The sequence below is a fragment of the Bacteroidota bacterium genome, from assembly GCA_016722565.1.
GTDB lineage: Bacteria > Bacteroidota > Bacteroidia > 2-12-FULL-35-15 > 2-12-FULL-35-15 > 2-12-FULL-35-15.
The window spans coordinates 104,803-125,242 of record JADKIU010000004.1; the positions used below are offsets into that span (position 1 = coordinate 104,803).

At 38.5% G+C, this 20,440-nt stretch carries 9 protein-coding genes; 6 read left to right on the top strand and 3 right to left on the bottom strand.

What is annotated here, in order from left to right:
* Window positions 1-30: 30 nt before the first annotated feature.
* From IPP64_13540 to IPP64_13550, 3 genes are read left to right on the top strand one after another with little or no spacing between them, the layout of a single operon-like run.
* On the top strand, window positions 31-1,533 hold the full coding sequence (locus tag IPP64_13540; GenBank protein MBL0330409.1) for a HAMP domain-containing histidine kinase: 1,503 nt from the start codon (window positions 31-33) through the stop codon (window positions 1,531-1,533).
* The gene (hemW, locus tag IPP64_13545; GenBank protein MBL0330410.1) at window positions 1,533-2,669 is read left to right on the top strand and encodes a radical SAM family heme chaperone HemW; all 1,137 of its coding nucleotides are present in this window, start codon (window positions 1,533-1,535) and stop codon (window positions 2,667-2,669) included. The genes IPP64_13540 and hemW overlap by 1 nt, the downstream gene beginning before the upstream one ends.
* On the top strand, window positions 2,666-3,424 hold the full coding sequence (locus tag IPP64_13550) for a cyclase family protein (protein ID MBL0330411.1): 759 nt from the start codon (window positions 2,666-2,668) through the stop codon (window positions 3,422-3,424). Before hemW ends, IPP64_13550 begins: the two co-directional genes overlap by 4 nt.
* Before the next feature lie 212 nt (window positions 3,425-3,636).
* Here IPP64_13550 and IPP64_13555 read toward each other — a convergent pair whose 3' ends face one another.
* The gene (locus IPP64_13555; protein MBL0330412.1) at window positions 3,637-5,088 is read right to left on the bottom strand and encodes a DUF2807 domain-containing protein; all 1,452 of its coding nucleotides are present in this window, start codon (window positions 5,086-5,088) and stop codon (window positions 3,637-3,639) included.
* A gap of 291 nt (window positions 5,089-5,379) precedes the next feature.
* Between IPP64_13555 and IPP64_13560 the strand changes: the two genes are divergently transcribed.
* The 3 genes from IPP64_13560 (at window position 5,380) to IPP64_13570 (ending at window position 15,976) form a co-directional block, all read left to right on the top strand.
* Window positions 5,380-13,968 carry a gliding motility-associated C-terminal domain-containing protein gene (locus IPP64_13560; protein MBL0330413.1) on the top strand — a complete coding sequence of 2,863 codons (8,589 nt, stop codon included), beginning with the start codon at window positions 5,380-5,382 and terminating at the stop codon, window positions 13,966-13,968.
* 67 nt (window positions 13,969-14,035) lie between these two features.
* Complete coding sequence (locus tag IPP64_13565; protein MBL0330414.1) at window positions 14,036-14,962, top strand: type IX secretion system membrane protein PorP/SprF; 927 nt, start codon at window positions 14,036-14,038, stop codon at window positions 14,960-14,962.
* 156 nt (window positions 14,963-15,118) lie between these two features.
* The gene (locus IPP64_13570) at window positions 15,119-15,976 is read left to right on the top strand and encodes a DUF2911 domain-containing protein (GenBank protein MBL0330415.1); all 858 of its coding nucleotides are present in this window, start codon (window positions 15,119-15,121) and stop codon (window positions 15,974-15,976) included.
* A gap of 51 nt (window positions 15,977-16,027) precedes the next feature.
* Here IPP64_13570 and IPP64_13575 read toward each other — a convergent pair whose 3' ends face one another.
* Together IPP64_13575 and IPP64_13580 are read right to left on the bottom strand one after the other, a co-directional pair.
* Window positions 16,028-17,719, bottom strand: coding sequence for a sodium:solute symporter (locus IPP64_13575; GenBank protein ID MBL0330416.1), 1,692 nt, complete (start codon window positions 17,717-17,719; stop codon window positions 16,028-16,030).
* Between the two features lie 118 nt (window positions 17,720-17,837).
* Window positions 17,838-20,330: a PIG-L family deacetylase gene (locus IPP64_13580; protein ID MBL0330417.1), complete on the bottom strand. Its 2,493-nt coding sequence runs from the start codon at window positions 20,328-20,330 to the stop codon at window positions 17,838-17,840.
* Window positions 20,331-20,440 lie beyond the last annotated feature (110 nt).

The following is a 20,440-nucleotide window of genomic DNA, read 5'->3' on the forward strand; positions in this document are numbered from 1 at the left end:
AATTTCGTACTCCAATTTAAAAAGGAATCCATGAGTATTTATTCGAAGAAGCAGCAATGGAAATTGTGGTTGTTTATGGCAGCCATTGTTATCATTACAGCATCCCTTTGGTACACAAATACACTTGTAAATAAAATAGCGCAAGAAGAACGCGTAAAGGTCAAACTATGGGCGGATGCAATTAAGAAAAAGGCCGATTTAGTGAAGTACACCAACGAACTTTTTAATAAAATCAAAATTGACGAACGTAAGAAAGTAGAGCTGTGGGCAGAAGCAACACGTCAACTTTCTCAGGATTTAACCGATTATGGTTTTGTGTTAAAAGTGGTTTCCGATAATACTACCGTGCCTGTTATTCTTACAGACGATCATGGAACGGTGATTACCTCTCGAAATCTAGACCCCGAAAAAGAAAAGGATAAAACGTATTTGAAACTGCAAATGCAAGCCATGCGTGCAAAGCAGGAACCAATAGAAATTACGATTTATAAAGGACAAAAAAATTATTTATACTACCAAGATTCTAAATTGTTTTCGGAGCTGAAAAATAATTTGGATGATTTAATCAAATCATTTATTTCTGAAGTGGCTGTGAATTCGGCTTCTGTTCCTGTGATTTATACCGATTCTACAAGAGAGAATGTGATTGCATATGGGAATGTAGATTCTGTAAAAATTAAAGATGTCGCTTATTTAAATCAAACATTAACATTGATGGCTTCCCAAAATCAACCGATTGAGGTGGAGTTTGGCGATGGAAGCAAAAGTTATATTTTCTATCAAGAATCAATGTTGTTGACACAGCTGAAATATTACCCGTATGTGATGTTTACAATTATTGGTTTGTTTCTACTGGTAGCTTACTTATTGTTCAGCACTGCTCGCAGAGTTGAGCAAAATCAGGTTTGGGTGGGAATGGCAAAAGAAACAGCGCACCAATTAGGAACACCTCTGTCGTCTTTAATTGCATGGCTGGAATATTTGCGTTCCAAAGGATTGGATCCGGAAACAGCTGCTGAAATTGAAAAGGATGTAAAACGATTGGAAACAATCACCGAACGTTTTTCCAAAATTGGTTCTGTTCCCAAATTGGATACCGTTGATTTGGTCCAAGTGCTGGAAGCAGCTGTGAACTATATGAAATTGAGAACATCTAAAAATGTTAATTTCAGAATAGAAACAAGCAATCAAAAAGAAATTTTCGGACAATTGAATATTCCATTGTTTGAATGGGTGATTGAAAATTTAATTCGAAATGCTGTAGATGCAATGGATGGGAATGGTTCGATTGTAATCAGTATTTCGGATCAAACTCAATTCGTATACATAGATGTGGCAGATACAGGAAAAGGTATTCCTAAATCAAAATACAAAACTGTTTTTGAACCTGGTTTTACAACGAAACAAAGAGGCTGGGGATTAGGTTTGTCGCTTACAAAACGAATCATTGAAAATTACCATTCGGGAAAAATATTTGTAAAAAATTCTGAAATTGATAAAGGAACAACATTCAGAATTGTGTTGAATAAATAATGGCCGGTATTTATATTCATATTCCTTTCTGCAAACAAGCTTGCCATTATTGCGATTTTCATTTTTCCACTTCTCTTCAGAACAAAGATGCGTTCTTAAATGCACTTAAAAAAGAAATAGTACTTCGAAAAGAGTATTTGAAATCAGAAATTATTTCTACCATTTATTTTGGAGGAGGCACGCCTTCCTTGCTTTCAAAGCAGGAAATTCTTGAAATTTATGATGTTCTAAAAAGTAATTTCGAAATAGATGAAGATGCAGAAATTACGCTGGAAGCTAACCCTGACGATTTAACAGAAGAAAAAGTGGTGAGGTTGAAAGATACGCCAATCAATCGGTTGAGTATTGGGATCCAAAGTTTTTATGATGAGGATTTAAAATTAATGAATCGTGCGCACTCTGCAGAAGAAAGCATAAAAGCGGTAAAGTTGGCGCAGGAAAATGGTTTTAATAATATTACCATTGATTTGATTTATGGGATTCCTTCACTTTCACATCACCGATGGAGAAACAATTTACAGATTGCTTTTGCCTTGGATGTGAATCACATCTCAGCATATTGCTTAACCGTTGAGCCTAAAACAGCGTTGGCACATCAGGTGAAAAAAGGATTAGTGAAGAATGTGGATGAGCAGCATAGTTCTGAACAGTTCGAGATAATGTTAGAAGCCATGCATGCAAATGACTTCGTTCAATATGAAATTTCGAATTTTTGTAAAAACGGAGCGTTTTCCAAACACAATAGCAACTATTGGAGAAAAGAACATTATTTAGGCTTAGGTCCTTCTGCACATTCGTTTGATGGAATAAGTCGTCAATGGAATATTGCCAACAATGCGCTCTATATAAAGTCGATTGAAAAAGGGAATCTGAATTTTGAAAAAGAAGTGCTTTCTCCAGAACAACAGTATAATGAATATGTGATGACTTCTTTAAGAACCATCTGGGGCTTGGATTTAATACAGGTGGAAAAAAGTTTTGGAAAAATATTTTTAGATGATTGTATGCAAAACGTAAAGAGTTATATTAAATCGGAGGATGTGCTGCTTGAAGAAAATAAATTATATTTATCAGATAAAGGAAAATTAATTGCAGATAAGATTGCAAGCGATCTTTTTAAAATTCGTGAATCATGATTTCAAAAATAACACACAAAGGAAAATCATATAATGTGGATTTAGATAATCCCATTGATATTTCCATCCCTTTAAGAACAGGAAAAGAAAATGTAAATGCATGGTATTCGAATCCTGTTTCCATTGAGCCCGTCCGTATGGGAGATTGGGTGGGTGATGTGAAGCAAGGCGGTTCAGTGAATTTTCGTAACATCCTTTTTAATCCACACGGTAATGGAACACATACAGAATGTGTGGGTCATATTAGTAAAGAAGATTATTCCATCAATCAAACGTTAAAAAAATTCTTTTTTATGGCGGAAGTAATTACGGTGCTTCCCGATGAATTAGAAAATGGTGACAAAGTGATTACCCAAAAGCATATTGAAAATTGTTTGGGTGAGAAACGACCGGAGGCAATCATCATTCGTACACTCGACAATCATATTTCTAAAATTAATAAACAATATTCGAATACAAATCCTCCTTATTTATTAGAAGAAGCCGCAAAATATATAGATGGATTAGGGATTGATCATTTAATGATTGATTTGCCATCTGTGGATAAAGAGGTTGATGGAGGTAAATTGTTAGCGCATCATGCATTTTGGCAATATCCTCACAATACCCAATTGCATCGTACGATTACCGAGATGATTTATGTGCCGAATACAATTTATGATGGTAGTTATTTGCTGAACATTCAAATCGCCAGCTTCGAAAATGATGCTTCACCAAGTAAACCATTGTTGTTTCAGTTGAACACTGCTTTGTAAGATTTCATTGCTTGGTGAAATAGATTGCTTCGTTCATTCCAATGACGTTGTTTTTAATAAATAAAATTTATAATCGTCATTGATAGGAACTAAACAGTCTTTTATTTATCTCATTCGATAAAAAAACGCCCTACTCATTTGAGTGGGGCGTTTTTTAATCTAACTAAACGATCGTATTCCTCTTTGTTTTTTTCTTGTGTGATATCGAGAACCTACATTGTAAATGTTACTCCGACTGTGAAAGGGTAAACTTGTGGCCCTTTGTCTTTTTTGAACAAACGGTTCAAGCCGTAGTTTGCAAAAATGGTTACATCATTAAACCCGATTCGAGCAACAGCGCTATAACGGAATGGTTCTAAATTGAAATCATCTTTTTGTTTGATTTTATAAGTTCTATCGTTGACCTCATATTTTTGTTTTATAACAGCATGAATTCGATATGCTATTTCAGCACCCACACCAATATGTAAGTTTTTGTTGGGATTTTTGCTGGTGTTGAATTCTAACATTAAGGGCACTTTTAAATAGGTGACATTTAATTTATTCTTTTTGTAGTCGATGGTTGAATCGTTCCATGCTGATAAATAGGTGGTGTCGCCATTTAATGTTACATTATTTTGAAGTGCATAATGGTTAAAGTCAAATCCAAAACCGGTAACAAGATTAATGTAGTTTTTGTAGATGTGAAAATCTTTTTCGTAAAGATTCAATCCTAATTGAATTGATTTTGCATAGTCCAGTTCAAGGAAATTAGCTCCCGGACCAAGATCAATACTGTTTTTGTAGTCCATCATTCCATTCACTCCGAACTCAATACCATTCCAATGTTTGAATTGTTCATTGATGTTACGTAAAGAATCCTTTTTAGAAATTCTTTCGTTTTTATCATCATCATCACCATCGCCAATGATCGTGTAGTTTTTTCCGCCTAATTTGATTTTTGTTGTATCGCTTGCAGTTTCTTCACCTGTTCCGCTTTTGCTTTCGCGAACAGATCCGGCTCCGCTAATGTTAACATTTCGATCTACCGGATTCCCTTTGTAAATAATTGATCCTGCGCCTGAAACATCCGCATCTAAACCTTGTATGGCATATACTTTTGCATCACCGGCACCGGAAACTTTTGCTTTAATTTTGGTCGCTTCTAAGTTGGATGCTTTTAAATCACCGGCTCCTGATACAGTAACATCAAGCAGTTGAGCGGTACCTTTTAAGGTAACATCGCCTGCGCCACTAATGTCTGCTTTGATATCGTTTGCTTTTACATCTAAGTGAATATCTCCCGCCCCATTGGTGATGATTGTTAATTTCTCACAGGTTAATTGATTTTCACTTTTTACATCGGAAGCACCTGAAATATCAAGGCTGGTTAGGGATTTCATTGCAACAGAAATAGTGATTTCATCCGCATCTTTAATGTTCCCTTCGGTAGTGATTGTTAAAATTCCGTCTTTTACTTCTGTTTTAATTTGGGATTGAACATTTTCCGGTGCGTTTACTTTTACGCTGTTAGCATCACTTTGAGTAATGTTAATGTTAAATGCATCTCCTGCTTTTATACCTGTGAAGTCGCCAACCGGTCGTGTTTGTTGAGCTTGGCTTGTTAAAAAGGAGAAACTTGTCAGTAAAGTTAATCCTAGAATTTTTGTTTTTATAGAGTTCATAATTTTAGAGTTTTCGTTGTTTTTTGAATGTGACGTTTGTGTTGTTCTGAAAGTTACAGCGCTTTAACTTTTATGTATTTTAGTTGATTTTTGAGTAGGACGACCTCGTTTCTTAAAAGTTACACCGTGAAGGTGATTATTTTACCGCCTCATACCTTTTATTCACCGCTTAGAAGCAACTATTTTGTATATTGCTGCATCTTTCAATTATTAACACAGGCTTGTGTATAAGAGTTTTACAGGATTTTTATATTTAAAGTATTTGTAGCATATTTGTAAGGAAATCCGTTTATGAAGAATTTGAAAAGAAATATACTCCTATCCATCGTTTTTTTACTGGTCACCTCTGCTTCTGCTACCAACTTATATTGGATTGGAGGTACGGGTGCATGGAATGATAAAGCACACTGGTCGCTAACAAGCGGTGGTGTCTCTTCAAACTCGATTCCAACGCTTGAAGATAATGTGTTTTTTGATCAGCACTCTTTTTCTGCTGATCATCAAACCGTAATGGTTACAGTCAATACGGCTTGTAAAAATATGGATTGGACGGATATTGACGCTAAAGCGGTATTTTCCTGCGCTGCAACGAAGTCGCTTTCTGTTTATGGTTATTATAAGCTTTCACCTTTGTTAATGAATGGCTTCAAAGGGAAGACCATTTTTTCCGCTACGACACTCAATAATGAGATCTATTCAGCAGGCAAACCAATTATTGGAGATTGGCTTTTTAATGGTTCAGGTTCATGGAGTCTTCAAGATGATTTAAATGGAACCAATGGAATTACCATTTATCTGTTGAAAGGCTCACTGAACTCAAACGATAAAAAAATAGTTTGTGATTATTTTAATGGAAATTCAACACAAACAAGAAGTTTATCTTTAGGGAATTCTGAAATAACAATTAAAAAATGTTGGGACTTTACCAATTCCACTAATGCTACATTGGATCCAGGAGCTTCCACAATTATTTTCCCCGATAGTATTAATACCACAAATTTTAGAGATGGTAATTTAAGATATGCAAACGTTTCAACGTTCAGAGCATTAGGTCAAAATACAGTTACCTGTGTTTTCCCAGGAGTATTCACAATCACATTGACAGCAGATAGTGTAACTTGTAATGGATTGTTTGATGGTTCTGTTTGTGCTGTAGTTACTGGTGGTTCTGGAACATTTACGTACGATTGGAATTTTGCTGCAGTTCCTGTTGGAGATGGTACACCGTGTATCACGCTTCGTCCTACCAGTGTTAATACACTACAAGTAACAGATGTTGTTTCTGGAATCACGCGGTTTTGTTCTATTACTGTTGGAGAGCCTGCGCTCTTATTTGACTATGAAGTATTAAATATTTCGCCTTCATGTTTTGGAGTCTGCGATGGTTTAGCAGAGGTAGATGAAACAGGAGGGACACCCCCTTATACCTATTCTTGGACAGGTGGATTGGGAACAAACGATTCTGCAATAAATGTTTGTGCTGGAACGTATACAGTTACAGTTACAGATTCGAGAGGCTGTACAAACAATTCAGCTGTAATCAATATGGTGCAACCGGTTTTACTCATTGCACCAGGAACAGCTTCAATGGTTAGCTGTAATGGTTTTTGTGATGGTACCGCTGGCGTAATTGCTTCTGGAGGAACATCTCCTTATACGTATGATTGGACTCCAGGTGCACCTATAGGTGATGGAACCCCAAACGTTTCTGCCTTGTGCCCAAATACATATACTTGTACGGTTACAGATGTGAATGGATGTATAGCAACTTTTGATACCGTCATTACACAACCCCCCGTATTGACTTTAAATATGTCTCATGTAAATGCGACCTGCGGTGGGATGTGTGATGGTACCGCAACAGCTACAGTATCAGGTGGCACTCCTCCTTACATTTACGTTTGGTCGAATGGATCGGTTACTTCTACGGCTTTAACTACAAATACAATCAGTGGTTTGTGTGCCGGAGGTTATACGGTTACCGTTACAGATGCAAATGGATGTACGTTGAACAATAACGTTACGATTACAGAGCCTCCGGTATTGGTGGCAACGGCCTCCGGGACCAATATTTCATGTTTTGGATTGTGCAATGGTACGGCTACAGTTGTTGTTGTTGGCGGAAACGGTGGAAATACATTTGATTGGACACCAGGAAATCCTACCGGAGATGGAACCGCTAACGTTTCAGGTTTGTGCGCAGGAACATATACCGTTACCGTTTTTGATAATACTGGCGTGTGTACAGATACCGGTGTTGTTGTTATTACAGAACCAGCAATATTAGCAGCAAATCCAATCAGCACTAATGTATTGTGCTTTGGTGCTTGTAACGGAACCGCAACTTCCATTCCTACCGGTGGAACATTACCATATGCATTCGATTGGACTCCAGGAACACCAACCGGAGATGGCACAGCATCCATAATTAACTTATGCCCAAATACCTATACAGTTACTGTAACGGATGGGAATGGTTGTACCAATAGTCAAAGTGTTACGATTACCCAACCCGCAGCTTTGAATGATGGGGCCACATTTACAAATGTTACTTGTAATGGTGCATGTGATGGAACAGCAACAGCAAATCCTACCGGTGGAACTGCCGGTTATACTTATTTGTGGAGTACAGGCGCTGTAACTCCCGGCATTACAGGCTTGTGCCCTGGCTCTTACACTGTTACAGTTACAGATGCGAACTTGTGTACAAATTCAGGAACAGTTGTCATTACCCAACCCAATAGTTTAAGTGTTAGCATTGCTGCAACCACATTGGCTTGTAATGGTGATTGTAATGGAATTGCAGTTGCAACTATTTCAGGAGGTACGGCTGCATTTACAATTGATTGGACTCCAGGTGCTCCAATAGGGGACGGGACTACAACCATTAGTTCATTGTGTTCGGGTACATACAATGTAAATATTGTTGATGCAAATGGTTGTCCTGCAACTGCTTCTACTACGATTTTTGAACCAACTGCTTTGGTACTGACATCTTCTGTTACAAATGTAACCTGTTTTGGTGCATGTGATGGAACGGCTTCTGCAATTGCAGGTGGAGGAACTCCAGGCTATTCCTATTTGTGGCTACCGGGTGCAGCAACCACTTCTTCTATCTCCGGTTTATGTCCGGGCAGCTACACGGTTACTGTTACAGATTTAAACGGATGTACAATTTCTGACACGGTTACAATTACGCAACCAACACAAGTTTTAGCGAATCCTTCTGTAATTACAAATATTAGTTGTGCCGGAGTAATTCCTTGTGATGGCTCTGCAACAGCGGTTCCATCGGGTGGAACACCACCTTATTCTTTGTTTGATTGGTCGCCCGGTGCACCGGCAGGCGATGGTACTCCAACTGTAACTGGTCTGTGTGCCGGTACATATAACGTAACGATATTGGATGCAAATCTCTGTCCATCAACAATGCCAATTACGATTACCCAACCTCTAGCATTAAGTGCACCAATTACCAGTTCAACCTCTAGTTGTAACGTCTGCAACGGAACCGCAACGGTGACACCTGCAGGTGGAACAGCACCTTATTCATATTTGTGGATGCCAGGCGGACAAACAACCCCAATTGCTACCGGCTTATGCCCGAACATTACCTATACCGTTACCGTAACTGATGCAAATGGTTGCGTGGCCTCTAGCACAGTAACGATTTTGCAAACGATTATTATCAGCATCACAACCTCTCCAACAACCTTAAGTTGTTTTGGTGCGTGTGATGGAATTGTTACTGCAAATGCTGCAGGTGGAACAATTCCATATAGTTTTATTTGGTCCGGTGCTTCCGGAACAGTTTCTTTAACTCAAACAGCTGTTGGTTTATGTGCTGGTACATATACCGTTAACGTATCGGATGCAGCTGGCTGTTTTAACAGTGACTCAATCACTTTTACAAATCCTCCTATACTAACTGTAAGTGCTGTAAGCGTAAACGAAACCTGCAATGGTTCATGTGATGGAACGGGAACAGCTAGTGGAGTGGGTGGAACAGGAGCATTAAGTTATTCTTGGAATACAGTACCAGTTCAAAATACAGCAACAGCAACCGGTTTATGTACAGGAACATATACCGTTACTGTCACGGATGTTAGCGGATGTACAGCTACAACAACCGTCACAATTACAGGACCTCCAGCCGTTATTGATAATGTTACCATTACAGATGCTAATTGTTTATTTGCTGATGGACAAATTACAGTTGCACCAACCGGTGGAGCAGGTGCAGGTACCTATACTTATAACTGGGGGCCGGGTGCGCCCGCTGGTGATGGCACTCCAACAATCACAGGATTACTGCCTGGAATTTATACCTTGGCAATTACTACTGGTGGATGTACTTATAATTTTAGTTATATTTTAAACAATATTGCTGGTCCAACTACTGTAATGACTGATGTTGATGTTTCCTGCTTTAATGCTTGCGATGGAACAGCCAGTGTTGTAGCCTCTGGAGGAGCAGGTGGATATGTCTATGATTGGACTCCTGGAGCTCCTGTTGGCGATGGTACTGCAGCTATTTCTGCTTTGTGTGGAACTACAACTTATACTGTTACTGTTATTGATGCTGCAGGATGTGTCACCATTGATACCGCTCAAATTATTAATCCTGCATTAATTTCTCCAAACCCAACCATTGTGAACGAAAGTTGTGGCGGTGCTTGCGATGGAAGCATTACCTTGGCTCCTACAGGTGGAACTCCTACCTATACATTCTTGTGGAGCACAGGAGCAACAACTCCTTCCATTACAGGTTTGTGTGCTGGAGTGTATACATTTACCGTTACAGATGCTAACGGTTGTGATTCTACATTAACTATTACGATTGTTTCTCCTCCAACATTAGTAGTTACACTTTCTTCAACAGATGTATTGTGTAATGGTGATTGTGATGGAACCGCAACCGCTACCGTTGTTGGTGGAACTGGTGCAGGTACCTATACTTACTCATGGTTGCCGAATCCTCCATTAGGTCCATTATTCCCTTTGCCAAATGTTGTTGGATTATGCCCTGGAAGTTACGATGTTACTGTTACTGACGGTAATGGTTGTACCGCCTCTGATACTGTGATTATTTCTGAGCCATCTGCATTAACTACTGTGACATCTCAAATTAATGCTTCATGTTTTGGCGTCTGTGATGGACTAGCAGAGGTGACCGCAAGTGGCGGTACTGCTCCATATTCATTTGTTTGGAATCCGGGAGCGATTGCGAATGATACAGCTAGCGGACTGTGTGCTGGAAATTATATTGCCACTGTTACTGATAACAATGGTTGTGTTTCTGTACCTCCAACGGTTATTATTACTGAGCCTGCTCCAATTCTTCCTAACGCTGTTGGTGTAAACCCATTGTGTAACGGAGCATGTAACGGGACTGCAACAGCAAATCCTACAGGCGGTTCTGGTGTTTATACGTATTCTTGGAACACCGTTCCAGTTCAAACAACACAAACAGCGGTTGGTTTATGTGCTGGAATTTATACCGTAACGGTTGACGATGGAAGTTGCTCGAATACACAAAGTGTTACATTAATTGAGCCTTCTGTTTTAATTGCAAATCCTTCTGCAACTTCTCCAACATGTGTTGGTGATTGTGATGGAAGTGTTACTGCAAATCCAATGGGTGGAGTAGGAGGATATACCTATTCTTGGACTCCGGGAGCAATAGCTACACAAACGGTTATTAATTTATGTCCGAATATATTTACTGTAATTGTAAACGATGCAAACGGTTGCGCAGATACACAAAGCGTAACGTTAGCAAATCCAATTGGAATGGATGTGGTTGTTGGTAGTACCCCGGCAAATTGTGGAGCATGTGATGGAACCATTACATTAACTCCGGTGTCGGGTGTTGGGCCATATACATATGTATGGACCATCGGAGGAGTTGCTCCACCACCTCCTTTTGCAGGAAACGGAACTCCAAACGTTACAAATGTTTGTGCCGGATTGTATGATGTTTTAGTGACAGATGGAAATGGTTGTGATTCTATATTCACTATTCCAATGAATAACTCTAGCGGACCTACAGGTGAAACGGTTATTACTACTCCAACGACATGTAATGCAGGCTGTGACGGAACGGGATCTGTAACTCCTATTGGAGGAACACCGCCTTACACCTTCTTATGGAATGATACACCTTCAACACCGCTTGATACTGCATTCAATTTATGCGCAGGGAATTATTTTGTTCAAGTAACAGATGCCACAGGATGTATTCATTTTAGTCCGGTTACAATTGTTGAACCAGCTCCAATTATTTCAAATGAAATTATTACAAGTGCTTTGTGCAGTAATATTTGTACTGGAGCAATTACTGTTGCTCCAACCGGTGGAACAGGTGCATATTCTTATTTCTGGGCCCCTGGAGTAATTGTCGGACAAGGTACGCCAAGTGTTACAGGTTTGTGTTCAGGAACATATACATTAACAATCACCGATGGTAATTTATGTACACAAGTTGATTCGTTTGTAGTTTCTCAATCTACTCCATTAACAGCAACAATTACTTCTACAACGATTTCTTGCTCATCTGCTTGTAATGGAATGGCATTCATCAATATTACCTCCGGAACTGCTCCATTCACAATTCAATGGAATGATGCACTCGGACAAACAAACGATACAGCATTTGCTTTGTGTGCAGGAAATTATTCAGTGGATATTACTGATGCATTGGGTTGTATTTTAACTTTAACAACTACGGTTACTGCAACACCTCCGGTTACTGCAAATGCAGTTATTACAGACGCTACTTGCGGGCTGTGTGATGGTAGTGCTGTTTTAACGCCTACAGGTGGTACTAGCGGTTATACCTATGTATGGAGCAACGGACAAACAACTTCAACTGCTACCGCATTGTGTTCCGGTTTATATACAGTTGATATTACTGATGCAAATGGTTGTGTTACGAATGTTTCTATTCCTGTAAATAATACAAGCGGACCAACCAGCGCGACAATCGCATCAACAAACATAACATGTAATGGCTTGTGCAATGGTGCAGTAACAGCAGTAACACCGGTTGGTGGAACAGCTCCATATACTTTCTTGTGGATTGCAACCGGAGAAACAACAGCAGCCGTTGGTAGTTTATGCGCAGGTACTCATTTTGTTCAAATCACTGATGCGAATGGTTGTTCGCTGATGGATTCGATTACCATTACTGAGCCTGCTCCAATTGTTCCAAATCAAATCATTGCTGCTGCAACTTGTGGATTGTGTGATGGTTCTATCTCAATTGCTCCAACAGGCGGAACAGCACCTTATACCGTTTTGTGGAATACCGGTTCAACAGCTTTCTCATTAACAAATTTATGCGCTGGCGTTTATTCGGTTGATATTACTGATGCCACTGGTTGTGTTTTGAATTTAATTGTTCCAATCAATACTCAAAGTGGTCCGACATTGGCTACTGCTTCTACTGCAGTTTCATGTAATGCATCTTGCAACGGAACAGCAAGTGTTGTTGCTACAGGCGCAACCCCATTTGTTTATTTGTGGAATGATATCGGTTTGCAAACTACAGCAACAACAACTCCAACATTGTGTGCAGGAACTTATTTTGTTCAGGTAACCGATGCTGCAGGTTGTGTTACCATTGCCCCTACAACAATCACAGAGCCCGATTCAATCGGATTTAGTGTAGCGAATGCACAAGATCCATTGTGTAATGGAAATGCAAACGGAAGTATCACAATTATTCCTTCAGGGGGAACATTGGCGTATGCATATTCATGGACGCCAGCTCCTGCACTTGGACAAACAACTGCAACTGCAATTAATTTAGATGCAAATACTTATGTGGTGACTGTTACCGATGCCAATGGCTGTGTTGCTACGCAAACAGTAACGTTGGTAAATCCAACGTCTTTAACCATCAGCAGTACTTCTGTAAATTCAAGTTGTAATACCATCCCCGATGGAAGTATTGATGTAACTGTTGGTGGTGGAACTCTTCCATATGCCTATCAATGGAGTGGAGGTTCAACGGCTGTGACAGAAGATTTAACCGGAATTTTAAGTGGCACATATACCATCACCGTTACCGATTCAAATTCATGTACAATCGCTGATACGATTATTTTATTGCCAAATCAAACAGTAATTGCAACTGCCGGAAATGATACTTCTTTCTGTCAATCAGGTACAATTACATTGGACGCTTCTGCAAGTGTAAATGGAATTACTTTCCAATGGTTTGATATGTCAAATGTACTTTTAGGTTCTTCTACAACGTTAACATTTAGTCCACCTGCAGGTACAAATAGTTTTTATGTGGTGGTAGATAACGGAACGGGTTGTGCGGATAGTGATACGGTGGATGTTACCGCCAATCCATTGCCAAATGCGAATGCCGGAACGGACGCAACCATTGTCATTGGAGCCAATACAACCATTGGTGGTAGCCCAACAACAACTACTGCCGGAGCAACCATTCAATGGACACCAACACCAGGTGCTTTGGATAATCCGAATGCAACTAATCCTGTTGCAACACCATCCTCAACCACAACATATACCGTTACCATTACATCGCCACAAGGTTGTGTTGCTTCCGATTCAGTTGTTGTTACTGTTTTGCCTACGATTATTTTTCCTGATGGTATTTCTCCGAATGCAGATGGTGCAAATGATGAATGGATTATTGATGGAATTGAGTTGTTCCCGAATTGTGAAGTAGAGGTGTACAACCGTTGGGGTGAATTGTTATTCCAATCTGTAGGATATAAAGAAAATTGGGATGGTACTTACAAAGGTGAACAGTTACCTGTTGGAACCTATTATTATGTCATTGATTTAAAAGATCCATTGTTTCCGGATGCATACACCGGACCAATAACGATATTGCGATAAACCTTAATGTCTTACCCTTTCATCAAATTGATAGAGGGAGTAGATGAAAGGCTAAAAAATAAAAAAAATGAAAAAGTATTTTTACATATTTATTTTCATATTAAGTTCAGTTGTTGTTCGTGCACAACAGTTGCCACATTACAGTAATTATATGATCAATGATTATGTAATGAATCCTGCGATTGGTGGAACTGATAACTATTTTGAAGGTGTTTCAAATAATCGTTATCAATGGATTGGAATTACGGATGCTCCACGCACCTATATTTTGAGTGTGAATGGTCCAACCAAAAATTTAAAAATGGGATTGGGTGGTTTGTTGTTTACCGATATTGTTGGACCTACCCGAAGAACCGGATTGTATTTTTCATACGCGTACCATTTGAAAGTATCTGAAAAGGTAAAAATTTCATTGGGATTGTCTGGTGGAATTCTTCAATTTATGGTCGATGGTTCTAAAATTACCCTACGTGATCCTTCTGATTTGGTTATTAGTAATGGTGTACAATCGGTATTGATGCCGGATTTTGGAGCGGGTGTGTATGCGTATTCAACGGATAAAAAATGGTATGTAGGTGCAAGTGTGCCACAGATCTTGCAAAATAGAATAAAGTTTTTTGACAATTCAACGACCTCTTTAAGTAAACTGGCAACGCATTACTATGTTACAGCAGGATATAAATTTACAATTACGGACGATATTAAAATCGAACCATCTACCTGCTTAAAATATGTGAAACCGGCTCCATTTCAGTTCGATCTTGGCTTGAGAGCCATCTACCAAGAGAAAATATGGATTGGTGGTGCTTTCCGATATTTAGATGCTGTTTCGGCAATGGTAGGCTATACAATGCAAGAGAACATCACATTTGCGTATTCCTATGATTTTACGATGACGAACATTAAAAAATACAGTACAGGCACACACGAGCTGATGATTGGGATTAAATTCCATAGAAAGAAAGAGAGTAAGGATGCAGTGAAAATGCAGTAAATATTTCGTTTTGATTTTGAATCCCGTTTTACTTTTCTTGTAAAACGGGATTTTTATTTAATATAAAATTGTCAAAAACGTATCCTAAAGTTTTTAACTTTGAGAACATATTCATATTTCAATTGTATTATAACTATTAAACTTAAAACGATAACTATGTTAATCAACAAAATTAAAACATTAGCGGGGGCGTTGGCCATTGTCGCTATAACAACTTCTTCAATTAGTGCGCAACAGTTAAAAGTTCCTGCACCAAGTCCGTTACAAACCGTAAAACAGGCGTTTGCTTTGTCCGATATTACAGTTGAATATTCTCGTCCAAGTGCAAAAGGGCGTGTTATTTATGGTGATGTAGTTCCTTTTGGTAAAGTATGGCGTACAGGTGCAAATGCTGCAACCAAAATTACGTTCGGTGAGGATGTGAAAGTAGAAGGAATGGATGTAAAAGCTGGGACGTATGCGATTTATTCGGTTCCGAATAAAGACACTTGGGAAATTATGTTGTACAAAGATTTAACCATGGGTGGTGATGTTGCTTCTTACAAAAAGGAAGACGAATTGATTCGTTTTGTGGTTAAGTCAACTGCTATTGCTGAAAAAGTAGAAACATTTACTATCAATGTGGCAGATGTTACTTCTAGTACTTCAAATATCGAATTGATCTGGGAAAAAACGCGTGTAGCATTTAAAGTAGTAGCGGATATCGATTCAAAAATTATGAAAACAATTGAGTCGACTGTTGTGAAAGACAGCAGACCTTATTTTCAAGCGGCAAGTTATTATTATGAAAATGATAAAGACTTGAAACTAGCAGGTGAGTGGGTAGACAAAGCAATTGCAAGCAATCCAAAAGCATATTGGGTAGTTTTGTTAAAAGCAAAAATCCAATACAAAGCAAAGGACTTTAAAGGAGCATCTGCAACAGCAGAGCAAGTGAAAGTATTGGCGAAAGAAGATCAAAACGATGATTACATCAAAATGGCGGATAAAATTATCGCTGATAGTAAGAAATAAACGAAACTTAATTATTCCTAAAAAATCCTGCCTCGAGCAGGATTTTTTAGTTTATACCTTTTTCTTGTTCAGGAATATCTGAATTAAAAATGCGAATGCCATTACTAACAAACAGCCAATCACATTCAACCATAAAAATGCTGTTAAGTCAACTATCCAAGCATAAACGATAAAGAGTTCAGCGAGAATGGCTGCGTAAAAAACAGCTGTTCCGTTTATCTTCTTCATATAAAAGGCAACCAGAAAAACACCTAGAATGGTTCCGTAAAATAAAGAACCTAAAATGTTAACGGCTTCAATTAAATTACCAAGTTTGCTGGCATAGAGAGCGGTGATGATGCAAAAAATGCCCCACAATACCGTTGCCCATCGGGATGCGGAGAGATAGGTTTTATCAGATTCTTCTTTTTTAAAGATACGTTTATAGAAATCTACAATGGTGGTGGAAGCCAATGAATTTAATCCGCTTGCCGTTGAGCCCATGGCAGCTAAAAAGATAATCGCAATTAACAATCCGATAATTCCTATTGGTAACTGTTCTGTCACAAAAGTCAAGAAAATGAAATTGGTGTCGTTCACATCCGCTTTCGGATTGTTTTTTGTCATCAATGCTGTTACTTCTTTTCGGATAGAGCTACTTTTTTTATCGGCTTCTTGCACATTAATACGAGCTGCATCAATGGCAGATTCATTGTTGCTATGAACCGCTTCTACCAAAGCATTTACCTCGACTAGTTTTTCTTCGTGAGCAAGGTGATACGCATTTTCGAGTTGTTGATACTCCTGCTTGTAATTACTGTTTTCGATCCTGTTGACCTCTACCTTGTTGAAAAAAATAGGCGCTTGATGAAATTGATAAAAAGTAAAAACCAATACCCCAATTAATAAAATAAAAAATTGCATTGGTATTTTAATAAGTCCGTTCATCACCAATCCTAATCTGCTTTGAGCAATCGACTTCCCTGTTAAGTATCGTCCAACTTGCGATTGATCGGTTCCAAAATAGGAAAGTTGCAAAAAGAAACCACCAATAATTCCCGACCAGATGTTGTAACGGTTGTTCAAATCGAAGGTGGTGTCAATGGCATTTAGTTTTTCCATTTTACCGGCAATATGCAATGCATCGGTGAAACTTACATTATCAGGCAGCAAGTGGACAACCATATAAGCCGCTAAAAACAACCCGGCAAAAATGATACTCATTTGTAATAATTGTGTGTAGGAAACAGCTTTGGTTCCTCCATAAACGGTATAGGTAATCACTAATAATCCATTGGCGATAATCGTATACGTAATGTCAATATTTAAAATGGTGGAAAGGATAATTGCGGGTGCATAAATGGTGATTCCGGTTGAAAGCCCTCGTTGTAGTAGAAATAAAAAGGCTGTGAGTGAACGTGTTTTATTGTCGAATCGTTTTTCTAAATATTCATAGGCTGTATATACATTCAGTTTGTGAAAAATGGGAATGAAGGTGATACACAATACCACCATCGCCAAAGGCAAACCAAAATAGAATTGTACAAATCGCAAGCCATCCGAATAACCTTGCCCCGGTGCTGAAAGAAACGTAATTGCACTCGCTTGTGTGGCCATTACAGATAATCCTACATGATACCAGGGCAATTGTCGGTCCGCTAATAAATAGGTGTCAATATTTTTTGCACCGCGACTTTTCCAAACACCATAAATGATGATGGAAAGCAAGGTGATGCTTAATACCAACCAATCGATTAAACTCATTTATAATGTTGGGTGAAAAAATAAAGAAAAACAATTACGCAAATCAACACTCCAATCACAAGTGCGTAAACATTTTTCCATGATTTTAAAATTGGTGATTTTTCTTCTTGTTCCATACTTAATTGTTTTTTGGAATGCTCAATAAGTTTGCAAACAAGCGGTAAGCACCGGGAATACCGGCAGGTAACTCTCTGAAGAAAACCAATCCGGTATACACGAAGTTTCCTTTTCCGTATTTAGCAACAATCAAACTTCCATCACTTGGTTTTTCATTTGGATCTTTGATGCTAAAAATGGTTTCGTATTGTTTATCGATTTCAGTTGCAAAATAAATACCTCGTTCCTGAATCCATCCGTCAAAATCTTTTACAGTGATTTTATTTGGGAAATTTAATATTGGATGTTTTTCATTGTTGAATTGCACATTCGCTTTTTCATCGGTTACCCTGTCGCGCGAAATGGTGAATGGGAAAGGACCGATGTTTGCTTTTACCGGCCCGATTCGATTGTTCGTATTGTATTGCACAATTAAATTTCCTCCGTTTTTTACATAGTCCATCAGTTTTGTATAATGCACTTGCAAACGATCGTTGGTATTGTATGCTCTTACTCCGGATACAATTGCATCATATTTGGATAAGTTTTCGTTGGTTAATAAGGCGTCATCCAAAATGGTGACTTCATAACCGATTTGTTTCAAACATGCCGGCACATCATCTCCTGCCCCGGGAATATATCCGATTTGAAGGCCCGTTTTCTGAACATCAATATTTACCAAGCCAGCTTCTGCATCACTTAAAATAAATTGATACGGAATGTGATCGTATTCAATTCGCTTGATGCTTTTGTTGTAAAATTTGTTTTCGATTGTGATAGTAGCTGATAATTGTCCTTCTGTGGCCGTTTTTTCCATTGAAACAACTGCTTCCATAACCACTTCATCACCTTTATTGATTAATTTAAATTCTGGATTTTTGATGGCAATGTTCCATCCATTTGTTGCTTTTATTTCCAATGTGCCATTAATATTTGCTTTGTTTGCCTTGATTGTAAGGGAAATTGTTCTGGCTATGCCATTGTTGAATACAAATACTTTTTCTGGGAAATTGACTGTTGCCGGTGGAAGGATTTCAAACGGGCGATAAATCTCACCTTTTACGGGGTCAGTAAATTTGTATGTCAGTTCACGTGTGATGGTTAAGTTTAAATCTTGAATCGTAATTTTAAACTGAACATTTGTTTTTGATTCATTTTCGGGCTGTCCGATGAGCAAAGGATTTTTTACGGAATAAATGCCGATGTCGTGTTTTTCGTTTAGCCAGTAAGGATTGGAGTAGGGAAGCGAAGTGGCTATTTTTTCTTTACGTTTGAACGTGTATAATTCATTTGGTTTTAAAATAAGTGCAGTGGTGGTATCACTTTGTTGTAAGAACGAAACAGTATTTAATTTTACTTCGTTTTTATTTCTATTAATGATTTGTGTGGTGATTACAACCTCTTGTTCAGCTATGCCAATGTAGTTGTCAGCAGAAGCTTCCATCCATAAGCCGGAACAAGCCAATAATAGGTTTTCGGTTTCTTTTAATTTTAATTTTTTCCAATAGGAAGCTATTGCATCTTTTTCATCCACTAGTAAAAGTTGTTTGTAAATAGAAACCAGCGCAGAAATTGACTTTTCCGGTGTTTGAGGTTGGTAGTTGTTGATGCAATCGGTAATTAATTTTTGAAGTTTTTCTTGCCCTTTAAGTTTCGTCCAAGAAGTGGAAATACCTTCAAATAAATCGGTTTTCACGCTATCTCCTTTTAGAAGTTTAAAGTATTCGATGTTGGAGCCACGTTGTTTGGCAGATCCAAAGCCTTGGCTTTTATGACAGGAACGGCTTCTCGCAGCGATTTCACCATAACTTTCTCCCAGCAATGGATTAAATCCACCCACATCAATTTTAAGTTGATTATTGGCAGTTGTATTGGTTGTCCCGAAGTTAAAGGTGTTCCAAAAAATACGTTTCGCTTGCCATACTTCTGTGTATTTTAATTGTTCCGGAAATTTTTTTGGATCGGCAGCCGCATCAAATGCTTCTACTGCAAGCATGGCTGAAGCAGTATGATGGCCATGTCCGCCTTCTCCGGTTGTTGGAAAGCGACAAATAATTACATCGGGTTTAAATTTTCGGATGGCGAACACGACATCCGCCAGAATGCTGTCTTTGTTCCAAAATGAAAATGTTTCTTCCGGATTTTTAGAATAGCCGAAATCATTCGCACGGGTAAAAAATTGCTCTGCACCATCAATTCTTCTTGCAGCAAGTAACTCTTGCGTTCGTATCAATCCCAAAAGTTCACCTTGTTCTTTGCCTACTAAATTTTGTCCACCATCCCCACGTGTTAAGGAGAGATAACCTGTTCGGAGGTTTCGTTCATTCGCTAAATAGCCCAATAAGCGAGTGTTTTCATCGTCAGGATGTGCTGCAATGTACAATACACTTCCAACAGTGTTTAGTTTTTTTAAACCTTGCACAATCTCTGCTGAATTGAATGAAGCAACAGTTTGGCAATAAGAATAGGTGTTTAAAAGAAAAAAGGAGACTATAAAAAGGACTTTTAGTTTCATATGCATGTTTTTTGGTTGAACCAGATTTTGAAGGTACTAATTATTCCAATACCACTTAAAGACAGATACTGCAATTAATCTGTTAAATTATTTAAAGAAAGTTTATATTT

Coding starts and splice junctions, on each gene's coding strand:
- IPP64_13540 (MBL0330409.1), top strand. CDS start 31: ATGAGTATTTATTCGAAGAAGCAGCAATGGAAATTGTGGTTGTTTATG.
- hemW (MBL0330410.1), top strand. CDS start 1,533: ATGGCCGGTATTTATATTCATATTCCTTTCTGCAAACAAGCTTGCCAT.
- IPP64_13550 (MBL0330411.1), top strand. CDS start 2,666: ATGATTTCAAAAATAACACACAAAGGAAAATCATATAATGTGGATTTA.
- IPP64_13555 (MBL0330412.1), bottom strand. CDS start 5,088: ATGAACTCTATAAAAACAAAAATTCTAGGATTAACTTTACTGACAAGT.
- IPP64_13560 (MBL0330413.1), top strand. CDS start 5,380: ATGAAGAATTTGAAAAGAAATATACTCCTATCCATCGTTTTTTTACTG.
- IPP64_13565 (MBL0330414.1), top strand. CDS start 14,036: ATGAAAAAGTATTTTTACATATTTATTTTCATATTAAGTTCAGTTGTT.
- IPP64_13570 (MBL0330415.1), top strand. CDS start 15,119: ATGTTAATCAACAAAATTAAAACATTAGCGGGGGCGTTGGCCATTGTC.
- IPP64_13575 (MBL0330416.1), bottom strand. CDS start 17,719: ATGAGTTTAATCGATTGGTTGGTATTAAGCATCACCTTGCTTTCCATC.
- IPP64_13580 (MBL0330417.1), bottom strand. CDS start 20,330: ATGAAACTAAAAGTCCTTTTTATAGTCTCCTTTTTTCTTTTAAACACC.